At 48.6% G+C, this 25,564-nt stretch carries 30 protein-coding genes and 1 riboswitch; of the genes, 4 read left to right on the top strand and 26 right to left on the bottom strand.

All coding sequences use genetic code 11. The features are described 5' to 3' along the window. Nucleotides 1-69: 69 nt before the first annotated feature. The 8 genes from eno to DWX00_RS00105 form a co-directional block, all read right to left on the bottom strand. Nucleotides 70-1,371, bottom strand: a complete 1,302-nt coding sequence (gene eno / locus DWX00_RS00140; protein WP_055217920.1) for a phosphopyruvate hydratase — start codon at nt 1,369-1,371, stop codon at nt 70-72. 198 nt (nt 1,372-1,569) lie between these two features. After that, on the bottom strand, nt 1,570-1,998 hold the full coding sequence (gene sufU, locus DWX00_RS00135; RefSeq protein ID WP_055217922.1) for a Fe-S cluster assembly sulfur transfer protein SufU: 429 nt from the start codon (nt 1,996-1,998) through the stop codon (nt 1,570-1,572). Next, nucleotides 1,988-3,205 (bottom strand): aminotransferase class V-fold PLP-dependent enzyme, encoded by a 1,218-nt coding sequence (locus tag DWX00_RS00130; protein ID WP_118594423.1) that lies wholly within the window; start codon nt 3,203-3,205, stop codon nt 1,988-1,990. The genes sufU and DWX00_RS00130 overlap by 11 nt, the downstream gene beginning before the upstream one ends. Then, nucleotides 3,192-4,250: a SufB/SufD family protein gene (locus DWX00_RS00125; protein WP_117761484.1), complete on the bottom strand. Its 1,059-nt coding sequence runs from the start codon at nt 4,248-4,250 to the stop codon at nt 3,192-3,194. The genes DWX00_RS00130 and DWX00_RS00125 overlap by 14 nt, the downstream gene beginning before the upstream one ends. A gap of 13 nt (nt 4,251-4,263) precedes the next feature. Next, complete coding sequence (sufB, locus tag DWX00_RS00120; RefSeq protein WP_117761483.1) at nt 4,264-5,670, bottom strand: Fe-S cluster assembly protein SufB; 1,407 nt, start codon at nt 5,668-5,670, stop codon at nt 4,264-4,266. A 30-nt stretch (nt 5,671-5,700) separates the two neighbouring features. Then, nucleotides 5,701-6,453, bottom strand: coding sequence for a Fe-S cluster assembly ATPase SufC (gene sufC, locus DWX00_RS00115; protein ID WP_055217927.1), 753 nt, complete (start codon nt 6,451-6,453; stop codon nt 5,701-5,703). A 175-nt stretch (nt 6,454-6,628) separates the two neighbouring features. Beyond that, on the bottom strand, nt 6,629-7,951 hold the full coding sequence (locus DWX00_RS00110; RefSeq protein WP_055217929.1) for a sodium-dependent transporter: 1,323 nt from the start codon (nt 7,949-7,951) through the stop codon (nt 6,629-6,631). An 88-nt stretch (nt 7,952-8,039) separates the two neighbouring features. Next, the gene (locus DWX00_RS00105) at nt 8,040-8,879 is read right to left on the bottom strand and encodes a helix-turn-helix domain-containing protein (protein ID WP_055217931.1); all 840 of its coding nucleotides are present in this window, start codon (nt 8,877-8,879) and stop codon (nt 8,040-8,042) included. Between the two features lie 231 nt (nt 8,880-9,110). On the opposite strand from DWX00_RS00105, the gene arfA reads away from it, so the two are divergent. Together arfA and DWX00_RS00095 are read left to right on the top strand one after the other, a co-directional pair. Further along, a complete protein-coding gene (arfA, locus tag DWX00_RS00100; protein ID WP_118594422.1) occupies nt 9,111-10,610 on the top strand; it encodes an arabinosylfuranosidase ArfA in 1,500 nt (499 codons plus the stop codon). Nucleotides 10,611-10,690: 80 nt separating this feature from the next. Then, a complete protein-coding gene (locus DWX00_RS00095) occupies nt 10,691-10,990 on the top strand; it encodes a hypothetical protein (protein ID WP_118594421.1) in 300 nt (99 codons plus the stop codon). Nucleotides 10,991-11,182: 192 nt separating this feature from the next. On the opposite strand, the gene DWX00_RS00090 is transcribed toward DWX00_RS00095, so the two are convergent. The 15 genes from DWX00_RS00090 to DWX00_RS00030 form a co-directional block, all read right to left on the bottom strand. Then, nucleotides 11,183-11,785 carry a folate family ECF transporter S component gene (locus DWX00_RS00090; RefSeq protein WP_022461732.1) on the bottom strand — a complete coding sequence of 201 codons (603 nt, stop codon included), beginning with the start codon at nt 11,783-11,785 and terminating at the stop codon, nt 11,183-11,185. A 67-nt stretch (nt 11,786-11,852) separates the two neighbouring features. Next, nucleotides 11,853-11,952: riboswitch (THF riboswitch) on the bottom strand. 100 nt (nt 11,953-12,052) lie between these two features. After that, entirely contained in the window at nt 12,053-12,238 is a 186-nt protein-coding gene (locus tag DWX00_RS19445; RefSeq protein WP_334294721.1) for a DUF6198 family protein, read from the bottom strand. After that, entirely contained in the window at nt 12,151-12,423 is a 273-nt protein-coding gene (locus DWX00_RS20485; protein WP_118594420.1) for a PIN domain-containing protein, read from the bottom strand. The genes DWX00_RS19445 and DWX00_RS20485 overlap by 88 nt, the downstream gene beginning before the upstream one ends. Nucleotides 12,424-12,455: 32 nt before the next feature. Continuing rightward, nucleotides 12,456-12,674 carry a UDP-N-acetylenolpyruvoylglucosamine reductase gene (locus DWX00_RS00080; RefSeq protein ID WP_117508967.1) on the bottom strand — a complete coding sequence of 73 codons (219 nt, stop codon included), beginning with the start codon at nt 12,672-12,674 and terminating at the stop codon, nt 12,456-12,458. An 18-nt stretch (nt 12,675-12,692) separates the two neighbouring features. Then, nucleotides 12,693-13,937, bottom strand: a complete 1,245-nt coding sequence (locus DWX00_RS00075) for a glutamate-5-semialdehyde dehydrogenase (protein ID WP_442857803.1) — start codon at nt 13,935-13,937, stop codon at nt 12,693-12,695. A gap of 42 nt (nt 13,938-13,979) precedes the next feature. Continuing rightward, nucleotides 13,980-14,528 carry a 5-formyltetrahydrofolate cyclo-ligase gene (locus tag DWX00_RS00070; RefSeq protein WP_055228183.1) on the bottom strand — a complete coding sequence of 183 codons (549 nt, stop codon included), beginning with the start codon at nt 14,526-14,528 and terminating at the stop codon, nt 13,980-13,982. Further along, on the bottom strand, nt 14,506-14,724 hold the full coding sequence (locus tag DWX00_RS19780) for a DUF896 domain-containing protein (RefSeq protein WP_055267865.1): 219 nt from the start codon (nt 14,722-14,724) through the stop codon (nt 14,506-14,508). Before DWX00_RS19780 ends, DWX00_RS00070 begins: the two co-directional genes overlap by 23 nt. A 278-nt stretch (nt 14,725-15,002) precedes the next feature. Further along, nucleotides 15,003-16,157, bottom strand: a complete 1,155-nt coding sequence (locus DWX00_RS00065; protein ID WP_055267863.1) for a DUF3048 domain-containing protein — start codon at nt 16,155-16,157, stop codon at nt 15,003-15,005. A 50-nt stretch (nt 16,158-16,207) separates the two neighbouring features. Continuing rightward, nucleotides 16,208-16,711, bottom strand: a complete 504-nt coding sequence (gene ybeY / locus DWX00_RS00060) for an rRNA maturation RNase YbeY (protein WP_055228185.1) — start codon at nt 16,709-16,711, stop codon at nt 16,208-16,210. Further along, nucleotides 16,708-17,739, bottom strand: a complete 1,032-nt coding sequence (locus DWX00_RS00055) for a PhoH family protein (RefSeq protein ID WP_055267861.1) — start codon at nt 17,737-17,739, stop codon at nt 16,708-16,710. Before DWX00_RS00055 ends, ybeY begins: the two co-directional genes overlap by 4 nt. Beyond that, nucleotides 17,726-19,024 carry a sporulation protein YqfD gene (locus tag DWX00_RS00050; protein WP_055267859.1) on the bottom strand — a complete coding sequence of 433 codons (1,299 nt, stop codon included), beginning with the start codon at nt 19,022-19,024 and terminating at the stop codon, nt 17,726-17,728. The genes DWX00_RS00055 and DWX00_RS00050 overlap by 14 nt, the downstream gene beginning before the upstream one ends. Nucleotides 19,025-19,069: 45 nt before the next feature. After that, a complete protein-coding gene (locus DWX00_RS00045) occupies nt 19,070-19,363 on the bottom strand; it encodes a YabP/YqfC family sporulation protein (RefSeq protein WP_055267857.1) in 294 nt (97 codons plus the stop codon). A 515-nt stretch (nt 19,364-19,878) separates the two neighbouring features. Next, nucleotides 19,879-20,418, bottom strand: coding sequence for a DUF2284 domain-containing protein (locus DWX00_RS00040; RefSeq protein ID WP_055217961.1), 540 nt, complete (start codon nt 20,416-20,418; stop codon nt 19,879-19,881). A 21-nt stretch (nt 20,419-20,439) separates the two neighbouring features. Then, a complete protein-coding gene (locus tag DWX00_RS00035) occupies nt 20,440-21,420 on the bottom strand; it encodes an alpha/beta fold hydrolase (RefSeq protein WP_118594418.1) in 981 nt (326 codons plus the stop codon). A gap of 7 nt (nt 21,421-21,427) precedes the next feature. Next, a complete protein-coding gene (locus tag DWX00_RS00030) occupies nt 21,428-22,123 on the bottom strand; it encodes a YjjG family noncanonical pyrimidine nucleotidase (protein WP_158564995.1) in 696 nt (231 codons plus the stop codon). Nucleotides 22,124-22,291: 168 nt separating this feature from the next. On the opposite strand from DWX00_RS00030, the gene DWX00_RS00025 reads away from it, so the two are divergent. Next, entirely contained in the window at nt 22,292-22,570 is a 279-nt protein-coding gene (locus DWX00_RS00025; RefSeq protein WP_055228190.1) for a type II toxin-antitoxin system HicB family antitoxin, read from the top strand. 65 nt (nt 22,571-22,635) lie between these two features. Here DWX00_RS00025 and DWX00_RS00020 read toward each other — a convergent pair whose 3' ends face one another. After that, a complete protein-coding gene (locus DWX00_RS00020) occupies nt 22,636-23,331 on the bottom strand; it encodes a DNA alkylation repair protein (protein ID WP_022462562.1) in 696 nt (231 codons plus the stop codon). Between the two features lie 160 nt (nt 23,332-23,491). Here DWX00_RS00020 and DWX00_RS00015 point away from each other — a divergent pair, with 160 nt between their 5' ends. Then, complete coding sequence (locus DWX00_RS00015; RefSeq protein ID WP_117812766.1) at nt 23,492-23,953, top strand: hypothetical protein; 462 nt, start codon at nt 23,492-23,494, stop codon at nt 23,951-23,953. 64 nt (nt 23,954-24,017) lie between these two features. Here DWX00_RS00015 and DWX00_RS00010 read toward each other — a convergent pair whose 3' ends face one another. Together DWX00_RS00010 and DWX00_RS00005 are read right to left on the bottom strand one after the other, a co-directional pair. Further along, on the bottom strand, nt 24,018-24,959 hold the full coding sequence (locus DWX00_RS00010; protein ID WP_117812765.1) for a GTP-binding protein: 942 nt from the start codon (nt 24,957-24,959) through the stop codon (nt 24,018-24,020). 57 nt (nt 24,960-25,016) lie between these two features. Continuing rightward, nucleotides 25,017-25,505, bottom strand: a complete 489-nt coding sequence (locus DWX00_RS00005; RefSeq protein WP_118594417.1) for a pyridoxamine 5'-phosphate oxidase family protein — start codon at nt 25,503-25,505, stop codon at nt 25,017-25,019. Nucleotides 25,506-25,564: the final 59 nt, after the last annotated feature.

Below are 25,564 nucleotides of genomic sequence, written 5' to 3'. Positions count from 1 at the left end.
ACACTTATTTATGGTTGGTTTTAAGAGGAAGGATCTTGTCTTTTTTTATGGTATTATGTTATTTACTGCTTAGTCCTGTGTCACATTAAATGCTCTTGCACCAGGGTATACAGCGGCCGTTCCAAGTTCTTCTTCGATTCGGAGAAGCTGGTTGTATTTTGCAACACGCTCGGTACGGCTCGGTGCACCGGTCTTGATCTGGCAGGTGTTCAGGGCAACAGCCAGGTCTGCGATGGTGGTATCCTCGGTCTCACCGGAACGGTGGGAGGAAATTGCGGTGTAGCCTGCTTTGTGAGCCATTTTGATTGCCTCAAGGGTCTCAGATACAGAACCGATCTGGTTCAGTTTGATCAGGATGGAATTTCCGCAGCCAAGGGAGATACCTTTTGCCAGACGCTCAGTATTGGTTACAAACAGGTCGTCACCGACAAGCTGTACTTTTCCGCCAAGCTCTGCGGTCAGCTCTTTCCAGCCTTCCCAGTCTTCTTCATCCAGAGCATCCTCGATGGAGATGATCGGATATTTCTCTACCAGTGCTTTCCAGTGAGCGATCAGCTCTTTGGAAGTAAATACAGTGCCGGCTTTCGGCAGTTTGTATTCACCCTTGGTTCCTGTCTTCCACTCGGAGGAAGCAGCATCCATCGCGATCTTGAAGTCTCTGCCTGGCTCGTAGCCTGCTTTTTTCACTGCCTCAAGAATGGTCTCGATGGCTTCTTCATCGGATTTCAGAGCCGGTGCAAAACCGCCTTCATCTCCAACCGATGTTGCCAGTCCGCGCTCTTTTAAGATGGCAGCCAGTGCATGGAAGACCTCAGCGCACCATCTTAAGCACTCTTTGAAAGAAGATGCTCCAACCGGCATGATCATGAACTCCTGTACATCCAGGCCGGAAGAAAGTGCGTGGCATCCGCCGTTGATGATGTTCATCATCGGAACCGGCAGACGATTTCCGGAAACGCCGCCGAAGAAGCGGTACAGCGGAATCTCAAGTGCGTTTGCTGCTGCTCTTGCGCAGGCAATGGATACAGCCAGAATGGCGTTTGCACCCAGGCGGGATTTATCTTTTGTTCCGTCTGCATCGATCATGGCTTTGTCTACAGCGTAGGTATCGGATGCATCCATACCTTTTAAGGTATCGTTGATGACGGTGTTGATGTTTTCTACTGCTTTCTGCACACCTTTTCCAAGGTATCTTGCTTTATCTCCATCTCGTAATTCCAGTGCCTCAAACTCACCGGTAGATGCGCCGCTTGGTGCCATGCCGCGCCCTACAACGCCCCCTGCAAGAACAACCTCAGCTTCTACGGTTGGGTTTCCTCTGGAATCCAGAATTTCTCTTCCTTTTACTTCCTCAATTTTCAGGCTCTTCACTTTTCGTGTGCTCCTTTCTCGTTTGTTTCTGGAGTTTCCCGCCTGCGAAGTGTCCAAGATCCGCAGACGGGAGATAACAATGATTGATTCGCTTTGGTTAGTCTTTACTAACTGTAATTCATTATAACTAATTTTTTTGAAAATTGCAAGTGGGTAAAGTGATACTTTTTCTCAGAAATGCAAAAAGTTTTTCTGTTCTTATTTTTCCTGTTTAAATGCCTCTTCCAGCGTATGCCATCCAAGCACTGCACATTTCACTCTTGCCGGCATGTGGGAGATATCTTTCAGTGCACCAGCCTCCTCGAGTTCGTCAATCTCCTCGTCGGATGCTTCTCCTTTGATCATGCGCAGAAACAGATTTCCCAGGCGCAGTGCCTCGTCCTTCGTCTTTCCGATGATCATGCCGAGCATAATGTCCGCCGATGCCTGCGAAATCGCACAGCCGTCGCCCACGAACGCACCGTCCGTGATCACATCGCCGTCGACTTTTAATTTCAGCCAGATATCATCGCCGCAGCTTGGGTTGACGCCCTCGAGTACGATGTCCGCATCCGGCAGATCATGCTTGAATTCCGGACGCAGATTGTGCTCCGTCAAAATTTCGTTATAAAATCCTCTACTCTCCATAGCCCATTCTCCTTCTGATTGTGGATACACTTTCGATCAGTGCATCAATCTCTTCCGGTGTATTATAAAACATCATGCTGGCTCTTGTCGAACTTCGGACGCCAAGATATTCCAGAAGCGGCTGTGCACAGTGGTGGCCTGCCCGCACATCGATGCCGTCAGAAGAAAGAATTTCGCTCACATCGTGCGGATGCACGCCGTCAATCGTAAACGAAACGATGCCCGTGTGGTTGGCCGGATCTTTGGAACCGAGGATATGAACGTACGGCAGCGCGCCGAGTCCTTCCATAGCACGTTGCGTCAGTTCCAGCTCTTTTTTCTGGATATAATCAAATCCTTTTTCCTGCAGATACCGGATCGCTGCGGCCAGCCCCACCGCACCGGCTGCATTTACCGTTCCCGCCTCAAATTTCTGCGGAACCGGTGCAAAAACGGCTCCGTCGCGGTAAACGGAATCGATCATCTCGCCTCCGGTTAAAAACGGCGGCATTTTTTCCAGCAGTTCCCGTTTTCCATACAGACAGCCGATTCCCATCGGGCCCATCAGCTTATGGCCGGAAAAGGCGAGAAAATCTGCATCCAGCGCCTGTACGTCGACCGGCATATGCGGAACGCTCTGGGCGCCGTCCACAACGACAACGGCTCCCACGCGGTGCGCCATCTCCGTGATTTTCTGGATCGGATTCACGCAGCCGAGCACATTCGATACCTGCGTAACAGCCACAAGACGTGTTCTCTCATTAATGCCCTTTTGGAGCTCCTCATCGGTCAGCTCGCCCTCACTGGTACATTCCAGATAATGGAGCTTCGCCCCAGTCATACGCGACACCATCTGCCACGGAAGCAGATTGCTGTGATGCTCCATGATTGTTACAGCGATCTCGTCGCCTTCCTTTAAAAAGTTCAGGCCATAGCTGTATGCCACAAGGTTCAGGCTTTCCGTTGTATTCCGGGTAAAAATAATCTCCTCCGGCTCTTCTGCATGAATAAACTCCTGTACGGTCTTTCTTGCCTCCTGATAGCTCTCCGTCGCCTCCAGGCTTAAAGGATAGAATCCTCGCAGAGGATTTGCATTTTTCTGTTCGTAAAATTCCTGTACTGCAACAAGAACGCATGACGGGCGCTGTGCCGTCGCCGCGTTGTCCAGATAGATCGTGTCCATTTGCTGCAGAAGCGGGAAATTTTTTCTGATGTTATCTGTTGTCACGGTCAAGCACCTCCGCAAGCTGTGTTTTTACTTTCTGTTCGATGTCCGCATCGCCGATCTTCTGGATTTTTGCTTCCAGTTTCGCCCGCGCCATCGTATTTTCTGCCTGTGTACGGTCCATGCCGCGCGCACCGAAGTAAAACAGTGTCTCTTCATCGAGTTCTCCGATTGCCGCGCCGTGGCTTCCCTGTACGTTTTCCTCTGCACAGAGGATCACAGGAATCGTCTTGTTGACTACATCATCGCCGAGCAGCAATACCTGTTCTGTCTCTGCTCCGACGGAATCTGCCGAACCGCGCACAAAGTCGATTGTGCCGCGGAAGATCTTTTCCGCCGCATCCATCAGCGTTCCGTCTGCCTGGATCGTGCTCTCGGTTACTTTTCCGAAGTGGCGCACATTCAGATTGACATCAAATTTCTGCTGATTCTGCAGAAGATAGCCGATTTCTGCCTGCAGTGATGCGTGATCCTTCTGCAGTTCGGTCCAGATACCGTCATAGACATCGCCTTTTCCGACAACGACCTGTAAAAGATCCAGTGCACCATTTTCCTCGCAGATGCATCCGACATCATTTAAAAGCTCCTGTCCCTCACCGCGCATCATCACCTGCACGAGCCGGATGCGGCTGTCTTTTTTCGCGTAAAGTTCTGTCCGCACCGCGAGCTGTCCCGCTGCCTGTGCCGGTTCAAATACCTCGAAAACGGTAAGGGAAGCTCCCTCTTCTGCCACCGCGCGGATCTTTCCGGATGAAACCGTCTCTTTTCCCTGTCCGATGGAAAGCGTGACCTGTTTCGTCTGCCCCTCCTTTGCAGAGACATTCCAGTTTTTCGTCTGCTCCGGTGCAAAAAGGACATCCGTCTCTTTTCCTGCCCCGGTATTCATAGCTTCCGGAAAACCCGTTATCTCATCATCCGCAGACGGCTCTTCCGCGCAGATTTCACACGGCGCACCCGCCGCCCATTTTACTTTTGTATCATTTAATCCCAGCCAGTACCATGTTTTCGATGGAAGCTGGTTGATTTTCATGCTGTTCTGTTCTTCCATGTGTCTGGCCTCCTTATCCAATGCTGCCCTTCATCTCGAGGCGGATCAGATTGTTCATCTCCACCGCGTACTCCAGCGGCAGTTCTTTTGAAACATCATCCGCGAATCCGCTGACGATGCACGCTCTCGCATCCTCTTCCGTCATGCCGCGCGACATCAGATAAAAGACGGCTTCATCGCTGATGCTTCCGATCTGTGCTTCATGGCCGATGTTCGCATCTTTTGTACGGATATCCATCGCCGGAATCGTGTCCGACCGGGAGATATCATCGAGCATCAGAGACTGGCAGGAAACGGCTGATTTCGTGTTCTTTGCCGCTTTTGTTACAGAGACTGACGAACGGAAGGTGCTGATGCCGCCGTCCTTCGAGATCGATTTCGTGTTAATATAGGAACTCGTATCCGGCGCGCTGTGGACAACCTTCGCTCCGGTATCGAGATTCTGGCCCTTACCGGCAAACGTGATGCCGGTAAATTCCATCTTTGCGCCTCTTCCTTTCAGCACGCTCATCGGGTACAGGTAGGAAACGTGGGAGCCGAATGAACCGGAAACCCACTCGATTTTTCCGCCCTCCTCGACCTGCGCGCGCTTCGTGTTCAGGTTGTACATATTCTTCGACCAGTTTTCAATCGTAGAATAACGGAGTCTTGCATTCTTTCCGACAAACAGCTCCACACATCCGGCATGGAGGTTGGCCACATTGTATTTCGGTGCGGAACAGCCCTCGATAAAGTGAAGGTCCGCGTCCTCATCGACAATAATCAGCGTATGCTCGAACTGGCCTGCGCCCGGCGCATTCAGGCGGAAATACGACTGCAGCGGGATTTCCACGGAAACCCCCTTCGGCACATAGACAAACGAACCGCCGGACCAGACGGCTCCGTGCAGTGCGGCAAATTTGTGGTCGGTCGGTTTCACCAGTTTCATAAAGTGTTTCCGCACCATATCCGCGTACTCACCATGCAGCGCACTCTCCATATCGGTATAGACAACACCCTGCGCCGCAACTTCCGCGCGGACGTTGTGATAGACCAGCTCCGAATCATACTGTGCGCCCACGCCGGCGAGTGATTTCCGCTCTGCCTGCGGGATGCCAAGACGCTCAAACGTATTTTTGATGTCATCCGGCACATCGGACCACTTTGCTTTCATTTTCGTATTCGGGCGGACATACGTTACGATGTCATCCATGTTCAGACCCTCAATCGACGGACCCCAATCCGGAATCGGCATCTGGTTGTAGATCTGTAAAGAACGCAGACGGAACAGCTGCATCCAGGCAGGGTCTTTCTTCTCATCCGAAATTTTCTGTACAATTTCCGGCGTCAGGCCGGCTTTTACTTTATAGGCATCCTTTTCATCGTCTTTGAAATCATAGATGCTTCGGTCAATATCCTCTACATAACTTTTTTCTCTCACAGCGTTTTCATCCTTTCTGTACCTTCGGTTTTACGCCAGTGACTTTTCGTATTTTCCAAATCCGTCCCGGTTGATCTCCTCTACAAGAGATGCATCGCCGGTTTTGACGATTTCACCTTCCACCATGATGTGGGTCTGATCCACCATCAGTGATTCCAGAATCTTCGTGCTGTGCGTGATGATCAGAAGACTTCCTCCGCATTTTCTGCGGTATGCCTCAATTCCGGCAGAAACGGTGCGGACCGCATCGACATCCAGGCCGGAGTCGGTCTCATCGAGAATGGTAAGGGACGGCTCGAGCATCAGAAGCTGCAAGATCTCGGCTTTCTTTTTCTCACCGCCGGAAAATCCGACATTCAGATCACGGTCTGCATACGACGGATCCATCTGCAGAACTTCCATTGCTTTTTCCAGTTCTTTCCGGAACTCAAACAGACGCATCCGTTTGCCGGTTTTTAACTCGACGGCGCTGCGGATAAAAGAGCTTAAGGTTACGCCAGGCACCTCAAGCGGATTCTGAAACGAGAGAAACAGTCCCATTTTGGCGCGTTCATTGACCGGCTCTTCTGTGATGTTCTTTCCCTGGAACCAGATTTCGCCGCGTGTCACGTTATATTTCGGATTGCCGAGCAGCGTATTGCCAAGCGTCGACTTTCCGGTACCATTCGGTCCAAGCAGCACATGCGTCTCCCCTTTTCCAATCGTAAGATTTACGCCGTGCAGGATCTCTTTTTCTTCTACATTTACCGTTAAATCTTTCACTGTTAAAAGATTTTTTCCCATATTGATATCCTCCTTATTTTGCTTCGAGGTTAAAATCTCTGTTTTCGCCTCCGATTGTAGACCTTTTTTCCGAGTATTTCAATCGGATTTATATATTTGAAAAATTTTATCAAAAAACGCACCTGCCGCCGGATTTTTTTTCCGCACGACAGGCGCGTTTTCTATCAACATCGTTTCAGCCGATTCCACCCAGCACGATTCCGAGAATCAGAACCAGCACACAGATCGGCACGTAGATATATTTGCAGATCGGATAATACAGATCCGTGAATTTGCTGCTTCTTCCCTTGTCTACCTGGGACTGCACATACTTCTTTCCGCAGATCCAGAAGAACATGACTCCGGCAAGGCCGGCGCCGAGCGGGCAGATGTAGATCGACAGAACATCCATCCACTGGGATACAATGCCCTGGATCAGAAGAGATACGACCACACCGATAACCCCGATCACACCGCAGGCTGCTACTCTTCCGAGATGAAATTTTTCCTGTACCGTTGCAATCGGTGCTTCGTACAGGTTAATCAGAGAGGTAAGGCCGGCAAAAAAGACAGCGACAAAGAAAACGATTGCGATCAGCGCGCCACCCGGCATAGACTTTATCAAATTCGGAAGGAAAATGAACAGAAGTCCAGGTCCTCCTGTATTTAACTGTGCTCCCGTAGTTGCCATCGCCGGGATAATAACCAGCGCAGCAAGCATAGCAGCGAGCGTATCAAAAAATGCTACTCTTCCGGCGGCGGCCGGAATATTTTCTCCATCTGACAAATAGGAACCATAGATCAGTGTTCCGTTTCCGGCTACAGACAGGGAAAAGAATGCCTGACCAAGTGCAAAAATCCAGGTCTTCGGATCTGCAAGTGCTTTTGGTTCCACACGGAAAATATAACGGTATCCATCCGCTGCACCGGGCTGAAAGGCAACATAGATACCAAGTGCAACAAACAGGAGAAAGAAAACAGGCATCAGCACCTTATTGACCTTCTCAATTCCCTTACCAACACCAAATGCCAGAATGACCATCGCAACCACAAGAGCTACGATCTGCCAGAAATTGTTTCCAAACGCAGATGCCATGGATTCAAACGCTCCGGCAAAATCCTCTACGCTCACAGCTGACAGTGTCTTTCCGGTAAAGGTTCCGATCATATACCTGAAAATCCACCCCATGACAACCGTATAACCGATCGCCATTGCCAGGGAACCCAGCACCGGAATCAGACCAAGCGCCTCTCCGGCTTTTCGTTTTCCTTTCGTTTCACATGCAAAACCGAACGCATCAACCGGACCGGATCTTGTGGCACGGCCAAAACTCATCTCCCCGCTCACACCGGTAAAGCCGATCAGTGCAACGAACAGGAAATACGGAATCAGAAAGGAACCTCCTCCGTACAAGGAAACCCGGGTAGGGAACATCCAGATGTTGCCCATTCCAACTGCAGAACCGATGCAGGCCAGGATAAATCCCCACCGACTGTTAAATGACTCTCTCTTTTTCATACTGCTCTCCCTTTTTCTTACTTTTTCTGAAGATATCATGGCCAAAGTACCTTTTGACTCCAACATCTTCTGAATATTTTAGCATAAGCTATTGGGAAAAGCTATAGCATTTCTCATCTTCCTGCAACTTCACTTTATATTTTATGCTTTTTCCGCCTTGCTGCTGCCATTCCCGCGGAGAACATCCGCAGTGGCGTTTGAAATAGCGGCTGAAATGAGACAGATTGGAAAAACCGCAGATTTCCGCGGTCTGTCCGATGGAAAGTGCCTGATTTGTCAAAAGATTTTTCGCCTTGTCGAGCCGTACTTCAATCAGATCGCTGTGCGGGGTGCTGCTGAAAAACTGTTTATAATAAGAATAAAACTGGCTTTTTTCCATATTGGCCATCTGGCAAAGCTTTTCTGTCGTCCAGTCTTTCTCATAATGGCTCAACATCTTAAGGCGCAGCTCCTGGAATTCCTGATACAGTCCGGCCGGCTCCTCTGCCGCTTTCTTGTACAGCCGCATACCACGCGATGCCGTAATCATCATCTGACGAACCAGTGCTTCCTCATATTCCACTGCGTATGGATCTTTCACAATGTATTCCCTCTGCAAAAGGCGAATCAGCTCATCAATTGCTTCCGTGTTCTGCGGATAAAAAACAGTATTCTGCGGAATTCCATACGTTTCACCCAGATTCTCACCGCACCAGAAATGGACATAGCTGTTGCGAAACTTCTGAACAGCCTGATAATGCTGCTCGTGATCCGGCGTGTAAAAAAGGCAGGCATTTTCCTGTGCAATGAAAAACGCAGTTCTGTCATACACCTTCATCGGCGTTTTAAACAACAGAAACAGATAGTCCCCGCTGCCCTCCGGCCGATATATCGTCTCATAATCGGCGTTGGATCTATTATATTCACAAATATGAACTGAAAATTCCATTCTTCTCGTTTCCCCTTTTCTTTTCTTCTCCCTATTTTACCGCAAAACCGGAAAAAAAGTCAAATTTGCCGGACAAAAATCTCTGGTTTTTTTCTATCTTCCTGCTAAAATTGAAACTATCCAAAGCGAAAGCGAAACGGTGGAATAAAATCATAGACACGCCGGTGATCCTTTGTTTTTCTGGATCGTGTCTGAAAACGAACATTTCTTTTAACAGGAGGATTTTTAAGTATGAAAAAAGCAGAGATTATCATTGACAAATATTTTCTTACCGGAAAAGTTGACAAACGAATCTTCGGTTCCTTTATCGAGCACCTGGGACGCGCCGTTTACGAGGGCATCTATCAGGAAGGAAGTGCTCTCTCCGACGAGCAGGGCTTCCGAAAAGATACCCTGGATCTTGTCAAAGAGCTTCAGGTACCGATCGTCCGTTACCCGGGCGGAAACTTTGTCTCGGGCTATCACTGGGAAGACAGCGTAGGTCCGAAAGACAAACGGCCTGCAAAACCGGATCTTGCCTGGGGCGTGATTGAGACAAACGAATTCGGTCTGAATGAGTTTGCGGACTGGTCGAAAAAAGCCGGCAGTGACATCATGATGGCCGTCAATCTCGGAACCCGCGGACCGGAAGATGCAAAAAATGTGCTGGAGTACTGCAACTTCAAGGGCGGCACCTACTACAGTGATCTGAGAAAATCCCACGGTTACAAAGATCCACACAACATCAAACTCTGGTGCCTCGGCAATGAGATGGACGGACCGTGGCAGATGGGACATAAGACCGCTTCTGAGTACGGACGTATTGCAGCAGAGACTTCCCGTCTGATGAAATTCATGGATCCGACGATTGAAACTGTTGCCTGCGGAAGCTCCAATCTTACGATGCCAACCTTCGGTTCCTGGGAATATACGGTTCTGGACGAATGCTATGATGAGGTGGATTACCTTTCTTTACACCAGTATTACGGAAATTATGCAAATGATACTGTCGATTTCCTGGCAAGCTCCAAGGGCATGGATGATTTCATCTCCGGTGTAGTTGCGATCTGTGATGCAGTCAAAGCGAAAAAACACGGCAAAAAGCAGATTAACCTTTCCTTCGATGAGTGGAACGTATGGTATCACAGCAATGAGCAGGATCAGAAGCTGGAGAAATGGGTACGCGCACCGCATCAGCTTGAGGATGTTTACAACTTTGAGGATGCACTTCTCGTCGGAAGCATGCTGATCACACTCCTGCGCCACGCCGACCGTGTCAAAATCGCCTGCCTCGCACAGCTTGTCAACGTTATCGCTCCGATCATGACATCCGATACCGGTGCATGGCGTCAGACGATCTTCTATCCATACATGCATGCAAGCGTACACGGCCGCGGAACCGTCTTAAATACACAGGTTTTGACACCGGTTTACGAGAGCAAAACGTACGGCGAAGCTCCGTATCTCGATTCTGTCTGCATCTGGGATGAGGAAAACGATGCACTGACCATTTTTGCAGTCAACAAGAGTCTGGATGAGGATATGGAGGTTTCCTGCGATCTGCGTCAGTTCGAAGGATGCCGTCTGGCTGAGCACATCGTGCTGACAAACGACGATATGAAAGCGGTCAACACCGAAGCAGATCCGAACCACGTTACTCCGACCCATTCCGATGCCACCAAACTGGAGAATGGAAAAATGCACACCGTTCTTGGAAAACACAGCTGGAATGTGATCCGTCTTACAAAATAATGGAACCGTATAAGGTATGGCCTGAAAAACAGAACATCTGAATTTTTCATCCAAACATATGCATAAAGGAGTTTTATTTTATGGCACAGGCATATTTATTTGTTCATTTTCGGGAAAAAACAACACCGGACGGCGAACAGGTTTATTTCGGCATAAGCCGCGATGGTTTCCACTGGGAAGCTGTCAACGACGGCGTTCCGGGTGCCGGCCAGGGATATGTGCCGTTTGTTGCAGACAGCCTTGCTTCCGGAAAATTTGTTCGTTCTGATGCTTCCTTCTCGTTCCCATACGGCTACAAGCATGGAACGATTCTTCCGATTACAGAGGAGGATTACGAGCGGATCAAAAACCAGGACTGGTCAGATCACGGATATCAGTAAAATCGCTGTCCGCCTGATGGGATTTTCATACAAAAAGAACTGCGGCAGGCTTCCTTTTGGGGAAGTTCCTGCCGCAGTTCTTTTTCGCTTTTCTTTTCCGACAAAACCCATCCGCTTCCTTTTTGTTCTGGCGGACAGTACCTTTTCTGCAGATTGGTAAATGTATCGTTTTGATGGTGTCTGAATTTTTCTTTATCTCTGTGCCTGTGCAGCGGTTCTTGCATGGAACATGCGGAAGACGCCGGTCTGCTCGATCAACTTCGTCAGGCTATAGAAAATGATGGAATCGATCGGCCACATAATCAGGTTCTTTAAGGCACGTGCCGGAAGAAGCACCATGATTCCTTTTCCATACAGCATGCTGATCCACAGGGTGTTCAGCAGTACGTTGACAGTCAGCATAACGATGAACTTGGCTGCAAGCACACGTTTGATGGTCAGTTTTTTGCGATAGTAGAAGCATCCATACATAAAAGATGCCAGCATCGCATTAAAGGTGAATCCGAAGAAGAACGGGCCGCTCGGTTTCAGGAAGTATTTTACGACATCAAGAATGCCGGAGAAAAGACATCCTGTCACTGGTCCGAACAGGTAATCGACAAGGCGGTTCGGGATTCCGGAAAATCCGATGCGGACATAAGGTCCGATGTCAATCGATGCTACCTGGTTCAGAATCATCGCCAGCGCTGCGAACATGGCACAGGCTGCGAGGGTTGTGACTGCTTTCAGCTCTTTTGCTGACTGCAGAAACATGTTTTTTGTTTCTTTTGCTGTTTCATTTGCATTTTTCTGCATAAAAAAATTACCTCCTTTACAGATATCTGACTACAATAGGAGATAATCTCTTGTCTCTATCTTCTGTTGCAGCGAGATGCAATTCATATACCGCAAGATTTTCTCTTTTCGTCTCCCTGGCTACTCTCTATCCCGGGAGCACTTTACGCATATGAACTTACTCTGCAGTTGTTTTTGTCCTGCTCATTATATAGTAAAATCCCCTTGGTTTCAAGAGGATTTTACATTTTTTTCTAATTTTTTACGATCAAATATCAGCCCTGCATTTTACGGTCTTTCCGGTGATAAAACGGAGACAAACGCAAACTTTTTATCCAGCAGTTTTCCCATCAGCACAATACCTTTTCCCATCGTAAAAGCAGCTGCTACCGTTCCGATTCCAAATATTCCGTCGGAGTAACCGCAGGTATGTTTGAAGTCACATAATCTGCTGTATTTCTTGTAACAATATATTGTGCGCAAAATGATTCGGCACATTCCATCTGCAAACAGTCTTCAAAATCTGAAAATGTTTCATTTTTCAGGCCTTTCATTAGTTTTTCTGAATCAATTCCTTCTACATCAAAAATTTCAAATAAGCTAAGGAGAAGTTCTCTTCTTTCTTTTACATCATATGTCTTTCTTAAAATAAAAAACATATTAGAAACAGAGTGTGCGGCAATGCACGCATTTATTTTTCCTCTCTATAAGATGCCAATTCAGCATCGTCATCCTGAACATTTCCTTTTTTTCTTATTTGCTCCATTCGTAAAAAAGCATCTTTTTTCGATTCAACAGCACCGCTATTATAAAGACTGTTTACACCCTGCATAATCTGAATAATAAACACTAGTTTATCTTCTGGCATTTTTTCCAATAATTCAAATGCTTCTTCTCTCATTGCTGTCATTATGTTTTTGTCTCCTTTCTATGACCGTACCTGTCCATTCCCATATACCACAAATTTAATCGAGGTCAGCGCCAGCAGTCCCATCGGGCCTCTGGCGTGGAGTTTTTGGGTGCTGATTCCGATTTCGGCGCCGTAGCCGAATTCGAAGCCGTCGGTGAAGCGGGTGGAGGCGTTGACGTAGACCACCGCTGCGTCGATTTCGTCCAGGAATTTCTGGGCGTGGGTGTAGTCGTTGGTGATGATCGCCTCGGAGTGTTTTGTGTTGTAGCGGTTGATGTGCGCGATCGCTTCGTCGATAGAGGAAACCGTTTTAATGGATACGATATAGTCGAGATACTCTTTTCCCCAGTCCTCTTCTGTCGCTGCTTCTGCTCCCGGCATGTATTCTCTTGCCTTCTCGTCTGCGCGCATCTCCACCTGTTTCTCTTTCAATCGTTCTGCGAGAACCGGCAACAGTTTTTCACGCACGTTTTCATGCACTACGATGGATTCACACGCATTGCAGACGCCGACACGCTGTGTCTTTGCATTAAGAATAATATCAACCGCCATCGAAAGATCTGCCGTCTCATCGACATAGATATGGCAGTTTCCGGTTCCCGTCTCGATAACCGGGATGGTACTGTTTTCCACTACAGTGCGGATCAGTCCGGCACCGCCGCGCGGAATCAGAACATCGACATAGCGGTTCATCTTCATAAACTGTGCCGTTGTCTCACGTGAAGTATCTTCGATCAGAAGCAGCGCATCCTCCGGCACCTGCTCCTCCTTCAGTGTTTTCCGCAGTGAGGCAACAATCGCCATATTTGAGTGGATCGCATCACTTCCGCCCTTCAAAATCACGACATTTCCCGTCTTAAAGCAGAGTGCAAACGCATCCGCTGTTACATTCGGACGTGCTTCATAGATGATTCCGACAACACCAAGCGGAACACGTTTCTGCCCGATCAGAAGACCGTTCGGCCGTTTTTTCATACCGAGAACTTCCCCGATAGGATCGTCCAGCTCGGATACCTGACAGAGACCTTCCGCCATCGCCTCGATGCGACTCTGATCCAGAAACAGCCGGTCCAGAAGACCTTTGGACATTCCTTTTTCTCTTCCATGCTCCATATCCAGCGCATTTGCCGCGATAATCGCATCGGCATCCGCCACAAGATTTTCCGCTGCTTTTTTCAGCACACGGTTTTTCGTCTCTGTCCCCATGATGCGAAGCACAGGTTCCGCCCAACGGGCTCTTGTTCCGATTTCTTCCAGACTTATCATATTCGTCTCCTCCTCGTGTTGTCTTATCGTGATTGGCTGCTAACGGTAAATCTTCTGCTCTGTCACCAGCATCTGCGGCAGAACATCCGTCTCTTCAAACGGCACCGCATCAAACAGCTGAAACTCAAACGCCGCTGCAACCGTTGTAAACCCTGGATGTGCAGCAAGAAAGCGGTCATAAAATCCTTTTCCATATCCGACTCTGTGGCGCGCCGGATCAAAGGCCACACCGGGTACCAGCAGAAAGCCCTCTTCCCGCGTGCAGACCTTTCCGCCGTCCGGCTCCATAATGCCAAAATAGCCGGATTTCAGCGTGGAGAAATCTTTGATCTCATAATAAACCATATCATCGCCTTCCACGCGCGGCACAGCGACCGTCTTTCCCATTTGCAGGGCCTTCTCGATCAGATCCCGTGTCATGACTTCTTTTTTGAAGTCCATATACGCAAAAAAGCAGTCCGCATCCAGAAACTCCGGCAGAGCCGTGATTTTTTCATAAATCATACGGCTCTTTTCCTGAATTTCTTCCTGTGTGGCTGCTCTTCTTCGGGCAAAAACTTCTTTTCTAATGTTTCCTTTTGCTTCCATAGCGCTCCCCCAGATTTACAATTGTTCCGTCTTTCTCCTGCACATCAATATTGTCGAGCTGGGTACGGAGGTTCATTTTCACGGCTGCAATATATTCTCTCCGCAGCTTCTGCTGCTCTTCTTTCTCCGCCGGTGTCAGCCCCTCTGCTTTCGCCTTGCGGGCAAGTTCGTTGATTCTCTGTATATTAATTTCCATTTTCTGTATTTTTCTCCTTTGTTTCAACTCACAGTCGGTATTTTCACAGAGTCTGACATGTCGAAAATAGTTCGACTGTGACTCGCCTCATGTCAGTGGAGGATACCGATTTCTCTCCGCCTGCCACTACCGTTATGTTTCTTTTAACAATTCATCCCACCGCTTTAGAAGCGAGGGACTTGCTTGATTCGGTTAAATGACCGGATTTTCTTTTTATCTTACCGCAAAACACAGGATCTGTCCAGCCGATCTGAGAAAAATCCTGAAATCCAGCTTTATCACCGGATTTCAGTCTCATCTGCATAATTATCTAAAACAATCAGAACCCATGTTTTTCCAAGATTCAGTTTAATCTCCTCTCCATTGCTGTCCCGGTACTTTGTGACACCCCACGGATCATCCTTGCTCCATGTCACGTCGATGGCCTTTCCGCTTGTGATATACGTTCCCATTCCGCCGTTTACCACATCAATATCGAGATATTCCGCATTGTCATCATACTTTTTCCAGGAACAGTACTGCACGATAATGTTCTTCACCGCAAGCTGTTCCTGTGTCATCTCATCGATCTGCGGTTCCCCGAACTGATAACGCAAATACGTGCCGCTCGCCTCATCGTACGAAAACCATGGATTATTGTGGAAATATCCGCCCGGTGCCACATAGGCGGCATTTCGTCCCTGTTCCAGCGTTTCCGGTTCTGTCTCGGATGCAAACTGGAAAAATCCGTCATAACCGTCTTTGTAAGATGTCCGGTAGCCGCAGAGATCGATTCCCGCTGCAATCCCGGCCGCATCCAAATACGCATTGTGCGGCGACGGACGATCCGACGTCCGGTAATACACCTGTTCCGAATACTCCATGCCATTCACATTGTCTATGTGATCCGATTCGAGCAGCGGAATCGCATACGCCGCCTGTCCATAGTGGTAATACAGAGCGTCAAATCCCGCTGCCAGATACACATAATATTCGCGGCAACTCCGCACCGATCCGATCTTTTCGAGATCATCATAGTTTTCAAACAGCCCCATCAGGCGCGTAATGCCGCCTTCGACCGGCGCTTCATAGATCACTCCCGCACGGCTGATACCGCTCTGCGGGCAGGCGCTGATGATATTGCTCAGCATAACCGCCACCGGGCGCCTTCTTCCCTGTACTTCGGCGACAGGTTCTCCTGTCAGATAACTTTTCACCATACCTTCCGGCAGCGCATCCTCCGCGGGTGTCGGCTCAATCGCTTCCGGAACCAGCGGTTCCGGTGCCGGATCTTCGGTCGGGGCCGGTGGTTCCGTAGCTTTCGTTTCTGTCTTGCTTTCCCCTGCTGTCTCTTCTGAGACATAAGAAGTTCCTGCCGATGCAGTTTCCGGTGCCGTTTCCCCAATTTTCCGGCATCCGAACAGCATCATGCTTCCCAGCAGAGCAATCCCCAATGTGTAAAACCCTCTCTTTTTGATAAAGACCCCTCCTTTTCTTCTTTCAATCAGTCTCTTGTGATACCGAGACGCTGCAGCACCTCTTCCTGCTTTGCCTCCATCACGGCTGCTTCCTCCGGTGTCATATGATCATAACCCAGAAGATGCAGCATACTGTGTGCAACAAGAAAAGCAAATTCGCGTCTTAAAGAATGACCGTATTCCTCCGCCTGCGCTCTTGCGCGCGCAACAGAAATCACAATATCACCCAGCATCAGCTCACCGCTGTCCGGGTTAAAACAGTCATCTCCCTCTTCCGTCTCCAGAAAATCGAACGAAGCCGGAGAAGGATAATCTACCATCGGGAAAGAAAGCACGTCTGTCTCCCGGTCAATGTTTCTGTGTTCCCGGTTCATGGTGCGGATATTTTCCGGATCAGTCAGAATCAGTTCTACTTCTGCCTCATACGGGCACGCTTCCTGATCCAGCACACCATTGATTACCGCTGCTGCAACCTCTTCCGGATCAAATCCAAGGTCAAAATCCTGTTCATTTTCAAACGTCAGTGTCATTTATTTTCCCTCCGTTTTCTCGTCGTACTTTTTGCTCTGCCGCTGTGATTTTCCGGCTTTGCTTTCTTTTCATATTCATCGTAAGCCTGTACAATCTTCTGCACCAGCGGATGACGGACAACGTCCTTGCTCGTCAGCTCGCAGAAGGAAATTCCGTCTACTTTTTTCAGTACCTGCATTGCCACATCAAGGCCGGAGCGTGTACCGGAAGGAAGGTCCTTCTGAGAGGCATCTCCGGTTACAATGACTTTGGAACCGAAACCGATACGGGTCAGGAACATCTTCATCTGCGCCGGTGTCGTATTCTGTGCCTCATCAAGGATAATAAACGCATTGTCGAGCGTACGGCCTCGCATGTACGCGAGCGGCGCAACCTCAATCAGGCCTTTTTCCATGTTTTTCTGGAAGCTCTCTGCTCCCATGATCTGATACAGCGCGTCGTAGAGCGGCCGCAGATACGGGTCAATTTTACTCTGCAGGTCGCCAGGCAGGAAACCGAGTTTTTCACCCGCCTCAATCGCCGGACGCGTCAGGATAATACGGCCTACCTCATCGTTTCGGAATGCCGTGATCGCCATCGCCATCGCAAGGTACGTTTTTCCGGTTCCGGCAGGGCCGACGCCGAAGACGATCATCTTTTCCCGGATCGCATCCACGTACGCTTTCTGACCGAGTGTTTTCGGTTTGACCGGACGGCCTGCGACCGTGTGGCAGATGCAGTCACTGTCGATTTCAGCAAGGCTGCTTCCGCTGTCCTCCATAACAAGTGAGATTGCATAATTGACGTTCTGTGTGTTGATATCATTTCCGCGGCGTGAGAGCTCCAGAAGCTGTGTCAGACATTCCTTTGCGCGCGCTGCATTCGATGCCGGGCCCACAATTTTTAAAACGCCGTCCCGGGAGATCAGCGTAACCGCCAGGGATCTCTCCAGGATTTTGATGTGTTCATCAAACTGGCCGAATACTTTCTTTTCATGTTCGATGGGCAGTTCCATCTGCAGTTCTATCATGTTGTTATTGCTGTTCATCTACCATTGTTTCCTTTCCATCCGACATCTTCTGCATTTCGCAGGGCTGTGCTTCTACGGCCCGTTCTATCACGCGAAGTGTCCCTTTTGTGATACATGACGTATCGTTAAGTTCTATTGTAACATGATTCTCCGATATTTGAAGTCCTTTTTCTGATAAATTTCTGTGGAATTTCTGATAATTCTGCGAGGCTTTTTCTTTTGCCTCGTGTTCTGAGTAGGTTTCTTTCTGAACTTCAAAAGGAAATTTCTGACGGTAGCCGAAATAAAACGGAAGGGCAAAGTTTTCTGTCAGATAAAGCTGCTGAAGGGACACTTCCTCGTCTGCTCCATTTTCCCTTTTCTCTGTTTTCTGATCCGCCGTTCCGGTCATGCTCCGCAAACTCTCCACAAAATTCTCCGGCAGCAGATTTCCAAGGAAAAATCGGTAAGCAGAAATCTGGAATACCGGCGTTTTTTTCTCTGCTTTCTGATATGTCCGTACCGTATGGGAAAGCGGAAAGGTATCATAATAGTACCACGTCGTCTCAAGGTCAATATCCGCGTCTGCGTGAACATAAGAATAATCATACGTTTCCCCACTGTCATTCACAAGCGGAATCTCGCCCTTTACAAGAATGTCTCCCGCTTGACATGTATCACCGGGGAGCACCTGCGGAATGCCGTTCCGTGTGATAATACGCACGACCGTCCCTTCTTTTTTCGCCACAAGATTCTGCGGATCATCTGCTTTTTCTTCGATCACATAGCCGTCTACGTTTTCTTTTACCGCAAGGACAAGCTGCGTCCCTTCTATTTTTGCGGACACCCAGGTCAGATTCGGAAACTGCTCCCGCAAATACGATGCGGTCTGGCTGCAGTCCACACGTTTTTTCCAGCTTCCATGATGAATCCCGGCCGCGTCAAGGCTGTTTAAGATCGTCTGCGTACTGTTCGCGTAATTTCCTTCCACATGAATATTCCAGATGAACTGCGACAGCGTGTAAAGTCCCGCCAGGCAGAGAAAAATACCAATAAAAAATGCCTTTCTTTTTAAACTTCGCCGGTAAAAGAAAGGCAGTCCCTGTTTTTTCTGTATTCGGATGCGCACACCGCTCTTGCGGCGGATCGGCAGGAGGCGGAAAAAATCTTCCGGCAGAAGGCTCATCTCAAAGCAGCCCTGATGTTCTGTCACGTCCCACAGTGTGATGTTATGGTGCCCGCACAGATTGAAAAAACGCTCCGGTTCACGGCCCGTCACACGAATCCGCACACTGCCTTTCCAGAAAACCTTTCCCCTCTGCAAACGCACACCCCCTTTTCAGCATTGGAATGATTGGAATCATTACACTTATTGAAACGTCGCCTGATCGATTCTCCCTTCCACCCGCATCTCCTCCCCGGAATACGAAACAATCCGGATTCCCTCTCCCACAAGGAGCAGCCTGCCATATTGTGTAAGCACACAGAGGCGGCACGCATTATATTCCAGAATCCTGCGGAAATTTTCAATCTGCACTTCTCTCCCGCCGTAAAACGTCACAACCGGCTCGCCAAAAGCAAGATCTGACGGAACCTGCATCGCCGAAAGCAGCTCCCCGCCCGGCGGATGGAGTGATTTTTTCTGCTTTTTCTTTTTTCGCATCCAAAACCTCCTCCGCTTTGCGGGTCTGCTTTTTGTTCTATCGCTATTTTATGCAGAAAAAAGCACAAAAATACCCCACAGCCGCTGGGGTTTCCTGCCCGATCAGGCTGCGGGGTTTCATTTCTCTTTTTTAAAAACATTTTTTGCAGGGTTCATACCCCTGGGCTTCTGCATTTTCTCTCGTCATCTGAGCTTCCGTTACCTGTGGTTCTTCAGCAGTCACTGCCGGCTGCGTTTCTTCCGCTGCCTGCGTTTCAACGGTTTCTTCCGCCGCAGCTTCTATGGTTGGCTCAGGGGTCGGCGTTTCGGTTGGAGCAGCCGTTGGAGTTGGTGTCTCAGTCGCTGTCGGTGTTGGTGTTTCGGTCGGCGTCGCTTTTTTCGCCGGCTCTGCCGTAGCGCTGACGGAAACAGACTCCGCAGATGCTTCATTCCCCCTCCTGTGTATTTTCTGAATTTCTTACAGCGAAATCCTCTATTATAAATACGTTTGAAAGAATGGAAAATTACATCACAGATTACGATTCTTTATAGAAAATCATGCTGAACCATATGACCATATGCTCGCCGAGGTAATAATCCATCATGTTTTTTTCAATCAGGTTTGCAACAACGATGCCGTGGCTCTCGATGCATGGATGCATCAGTTCAAGATGGCGGCAGCCGCCTCTCGGGTAGGTACATTTATCACAGAGCTGGCAGGAATCGGAGGAAAGGGCGAAGGTGAGCAGGGTTTTGTCTTTTAAATGCTGCTCGATTTCGCGTGTGATTTTTTCGTGCTCCGATTTTGTTTTTAATGTCTCATCCATATCCATGATGTTGTCCACTTCTGCGATGCTGGAGAAGAACAGAACGTGATCGTAGTTCATGCAACGCTCCTTACAGACTTCAACAGTGCCGACCGCCGGCGGGCAGGACCAGGAGGCTCCGTAGCGGGAGCACTCCTTTTTGCAGATCTGGCGGACCCGGTCATTGAATTCGATGTCCTCCGGTTTTACAAATGCATACTGATAGATAGGAAACTGGGTAATATATTCTTCGATTTCTGTCTGTGTCATTTTGTCATCCCTTCTCTTTTGTTACAGATCTTTTTCAAAAAAAGCAAATACCATATTCCAGTACGTCTGGAGCATGCGCCCTCTGGTTCCAAACAATTCATGCTTTGCGCCCGGTACTTTTACCATTTTTGCCATGCCGGGACGGCGTTCTGCCATTTTCCGGATCATCCGCTCCTGGGCACGGTTGGACACAAGATGATCGTTCTCCGCCTGAAATAAAAGGACAGGAGCCTCGATCCGTTTCCATCCGCTCCGCATCAGATCGCGGTACAGATGTGCGGCGGCATGGAGCCATCCGTAAGAAGCGGCATTTAGGTGATACAGCGGCTCTTTTTCCCGCTTCTGCTGGTAATAGAGAAAGCGCGGACGGGAGAGGGACGAACTTTGTTTAAAGCTTTCGATTCCCTGGTATGGTTTCTGTCCTACCACATACTGTGTGCCTCGTTCTGTGGCACAGGCAAAAGCTGCGATCCGTTTTGCATCGGCGAACGGCACTTTTCCGGTCAGCGGACGGATCATCGGCGAACTCAAGACCACTTTCCGGAACAGATGCGGCGCTTTGGCGGCCGCTGCTGCTGCGATTCCGCCGCCCATCGAGTGAGAATAGAGAACGAGCGGAAGACCGCATGCCTCTGCTTTTGCTTTTCGTGCAACAAAGAGCAGATCTTCTACATAACGATGGTAGGAATCGACATAAACAAGCGACGGATCATCCACCAGACGGTAGCTCTTTCCGTGGCCGCAGTGTTCCGGCAGATAAACATGAAAATGCTCTTTGATAAAATAATACACGATCTCTTTATATTTCTCTGCATTTTCCGTAAAACCGTGTGAGATTACAACAACACCTCTCGGGCGGAATGCGCGGTAACGAAGAACATGAATCGGATGACCGCTCTCCCTTTCCCAGTAAAATTCTTCTGCATGAGCGGCGAGGTACGGCTCCACACCATTCTGCATCCGCTCCGCGTAATTTTTTTCCTGTAATACGCGTGTTCTCATTAGCAAATCACCTGCTTTCATCCAGATACGAAAGGATATCCTGAAGATTGTCGATGGTACAGTCCGGTGTAACTTCAATTTTGTTCGGAAGATGATCCGGGTTGTACCAGCAGGTCAGGATTCCTGCATTTTTTCCGCCGCGGATATCACTTGTGAGGGAGTCGCCGACGATCACAACCTCATCCGGTGCATAACTTCCGATTTCGTTCCATACCGCATCAAAAAAAGCCTTCTGCGGCTTGTCCACACCGACCTGTTCCGAGATAAAAACGCCGTCCAGAAGCTGATCAAGCCCGGAAAAGCGGAGTTTACGCTCCTGTGCAACAGTGGTTCCATTTGTTACTGCATACTGTTTTACGGTAGCTTTCAGCCGTTTTACCAGTTCATCTCCGTGATCGCAGAAGAAAGCCTTATCGCCGAGGCGGATCTGATATTCATCATTGAATACCTTTACCTGATCCGTCGGCAGTCCTTCCGATTCAAAAAATTCATGGAATCGTCCAAGCATCACCTGTTCTCTCGTAAGCTCTCCCGTCTCCAGCCGCTCCCAGTAACCGCGGTTGATCACGCTGTAGCGCTGCAGCATTTCGTCCGTGCAGGTTCCCATATGAAACTTGTTGAAACAGTACTCAATTGCATATCGTTCCGACATCTTAAAATTCAGAAGTGTTCCGTCGATGTCCCACAAAATTACTTTTATCAAAGAGAAATCCTCCCTTGGTTTCATTTGTATTTTCCAATTATCTGTTTTTCATTCTAGCATAGATTACAAATACGATCAATTGTATTTTAGGCATTGTATCTTTTGAGAAAAAGTGCTACGATAAAAAAGAATTTCCGTGAAAAAGAAAAGGAAGAAGGAAGAAACACTATGAAATTTACTTATCCAGCCGTTTTTCATAAAACCGAACAGGGAACCTACGAAGGTTATTTTCCAGATCTCGCCTGCTGCTATGCAAAAGGGGATACCCTCGACGAGGCGCTGGAAGATGCCATTCACTCCGCCTATGACTGGATCTCTCTGGAACTGACGGAAGAAGAACCTGATTTTCCGCCGGTATCGGATGTGGCAGATCTCGGGAAAAGCGAAGGTGAAATTGCAAGAAATATTGCCGTCAACATCCGGCTTTTTGAGGGATGGGACGAATAAGTTCAAAAAAGAGAAAGAAAACCGTATTGCTGCGATATTCAAAACGCGGCGATACGGTTTTCTTTTTATCTCTTCCAGGTTTTCAGCATCTCTTTTTCTTCTTTGCTGATCCGCAGCGACTCTCTGATTTTCTGAATTGTTTTGTTATGTGTCCAGTCATCGAGACTGTTTTCTTTCAGCAGTTTCTGTGTTTTTTCCGGAAAATGAATATAACAGATCGATACTGCCCAGGCGACGGCCATTTTTACGTAATAGCCATCGTGATGAATCTTTTTCATCTCCTCCAGCACAGCATCGATATACGCTTCGTTGATAAAAAAGTCCAGCAGACACACAACACCAAACCGGATTTCATATTCCCGGCTGCTTTTCAGCCATTTCTGCAGATATCCATACCAATACTCCTGGTCTTTCTTCATAAAATGGCACGTTGCACAGGAGCTGTCACAGATTCCCCAGCTGTTGATCATCGGCACGAAGCGGTCCAGTTCTGCCGTCTGTTCTTCACGGGTCAGCTTTCCGTAGCCGATCATCATTCCGCGGATCAGAAGCTCCTCGTAGACTTCCGGATTAAACTGTTCGGTATAAACTTCATAATGGTCTCTTGCTGTCGCTTTTGCAATCCGTCGCGAAACCGGAATGCGGACACCAAGAATCCGACAGTTCTGTCCCGGAACAAGAGAGCTGTGAAATTCCCGGTATTTTGCATCTATATTGCTTTCCAGTTCTGCCCGAATGGCCTGCATTACTTCCTGTTCCATATGATTTCCCCTCTCTTTTCTTTCTCTTTAAGATGTTTTACACGCTTTTTACAAATGTTTAACCCTGTTATTTCTGCACTTCTGATAAGATAAAATTAAAGTAAACGATAACATCCACCCTGCCAAATGCCAGATCTTTTCCGGCTGAAAGGTGAGTCTTATGAGAAAGAAATATACATTTTTTCAAAATATCCCATTCCTGTGCAAATTTCAGAAGCAGCCAGCCCTTGCAGAAGAAGCGCCAGTTGTTTCCACAACGCTGTCTATTCCGTTTTCCGGACCCGCAGAAAGATCCTTATATTTTACCGAAAACCCGGATTTTACCGCTCCCTCTGCCGGTATCCATTCCCGTCGTTTTCCGGGAAGCCGGATCTTTCTATATTCCAGCGATCCCGAGCACGATCTTGCGGCAGTTCCATCCTCTCTTTTCGATGTGCTGCACCGCTATTTTGCCGTCCATTCACCGGATGATGTCGTTTTATGGAAAGATGGCATTCTCTCCTTCCAGACCATGGAAAATCAGCCGCAACCGTTGACTGCTCTTTGTACACCGGATGATGCACGGGATTCCAAAATCATTCCGTTCCCCACACTGTCAGAACGGCAGCGCATTTTACAGTAACTGCTATTTAGCCAAACCAGCAGGAGCATGATGGAAAATACCCCTTTCCGTCATGCTCCATTTTTTACTTAATTCCGAGAATTCCACTAATCCGCTCTTTCGAAAGCCCCGCGCCGATTACAATCAGCACTTCCTGGCTCTCCGGCACTGCCTGGAATGTCATCTGTTCCCGCGTCGCATTGATTTCGCTCCACACAGTTTCGCCCGTCTTTACAATTCCTTTGATCCGGAATACATTGCCGCATGATGAATCCGCAAAGATTGCTTCTGCTGCCTTTTTCAGCGCTTCTTCCGTAATCTTCGGCTCCAGAAAGCAGAGCGAATCAAATGTCTGCTGCTCGCCGAAATCCAGCTTCCGGTAATCCTCCGAACGGTAATTGCATTCGGAGAGCATTTTGAAATCATCCTCTGTCAGATCATCCCAGTTTTTCTGTAAAATTTCTGCATCAGAAAACTGTCTTCTGCAGCCTGCCTGCTCGAGCGTGCGGTTCAGATGGGCAATCGTTTCTTCTTTCTTTTCCTCCGAAACATTCTGTACTTTGCTCAGCACGATTTTACCAGCGTTCGCCGCCTCGGAAGCCAGCAGATACTCTTCTTCCTCCGACAGCTTCTCATCGAGCCCGGCATCCAGAATCGTGATGACGCTTCCCGCCTCATACCAGCGGTTCAGCGGCTCGTCATACAGCGTGTCAAAGAACTCATCCACATCGTAAATCCCCGACGGTTCCACGAGAATGCGGTCGTAGCCGCTCATGCCCATCGAGATCAGTTTCGTGCGGAATCGTCTGCGGTGTGTCTCTTTGTCGCATCCGCCGGAAATCATCTCCAGCTCGCACTGATCGCCGCGCAGTTCCTGCAGAAGCAGCATATCCACATTGACTGCCCCAAAATCATTCTCCAGGATGCCGATGTTCTTTCCCTGTGCCATCAGATACTTTGCGTACTGTTTCAAAAAAGTCGTCTTCCCTGAGCCAAGGAAGCCTGTAATCAGATCAATTTTAATCATTTCTGCTGTCCTTTCTGCTGTCTTTTTCCGTCTGCAGCCTGCGGAGCTTCGAACACTCTATTTTCGTCTGCGCTCTTTGCCGGTAAATATATCGATGTCTATGCGCCATACGGCAACGCGCTCCACCATCTCCGGCAGAAAAGCGATCTTCGCCTCCGGTGCGATATGCGCCATGATTTTTTCCAGGCCTTTCTTCTTTACCTCCGGATCTGTCACCTCCGTGATGGTTCCGTTTCCCATGATACTGCGGTACGCATAGGAATACGCACACGTATAGTCACCTGTAATCACTTCATGGTTGTAATCCATCTCCACCGCCACGCGCGGATCCGCTGCAAATGCAGCCGCCTTCCGCCCTTCTTTTGCCCCATGCAGGTACAGACAGACGTGAAGAGTTCCATCTTCTTCCCGGACATCATATCCATAATTCATCGGCACGATAAACATGCCTTCCTCATCCATCGCCCCGATCCGCACAACCTCGCAGCTTTCCAGAATTTCTCTTAAAATTTCAGGATCTGTAATCTCCCGCTTTTTTAAACGCATTTCACGTGTTTCAAGGCAACCTCCTTGAGCCTAAAAAGGGCAAAACTGTTGGTTCTGCC

This window comes from Blautia sp. AF17-9LB (assembly GCF_003479185.1).
GTDB lineage: Bacteria > Bacillota > Clostridia > Lachnospirales > Lachnospiraceae > Fusicatenibacter > Fusicatenibacter saccharivorans.
The sequence above is the reverse complement of the archived record's forward strand: the minus strand, read 5'-3'. Positions and strand labels throughout refer to the sequence as shown.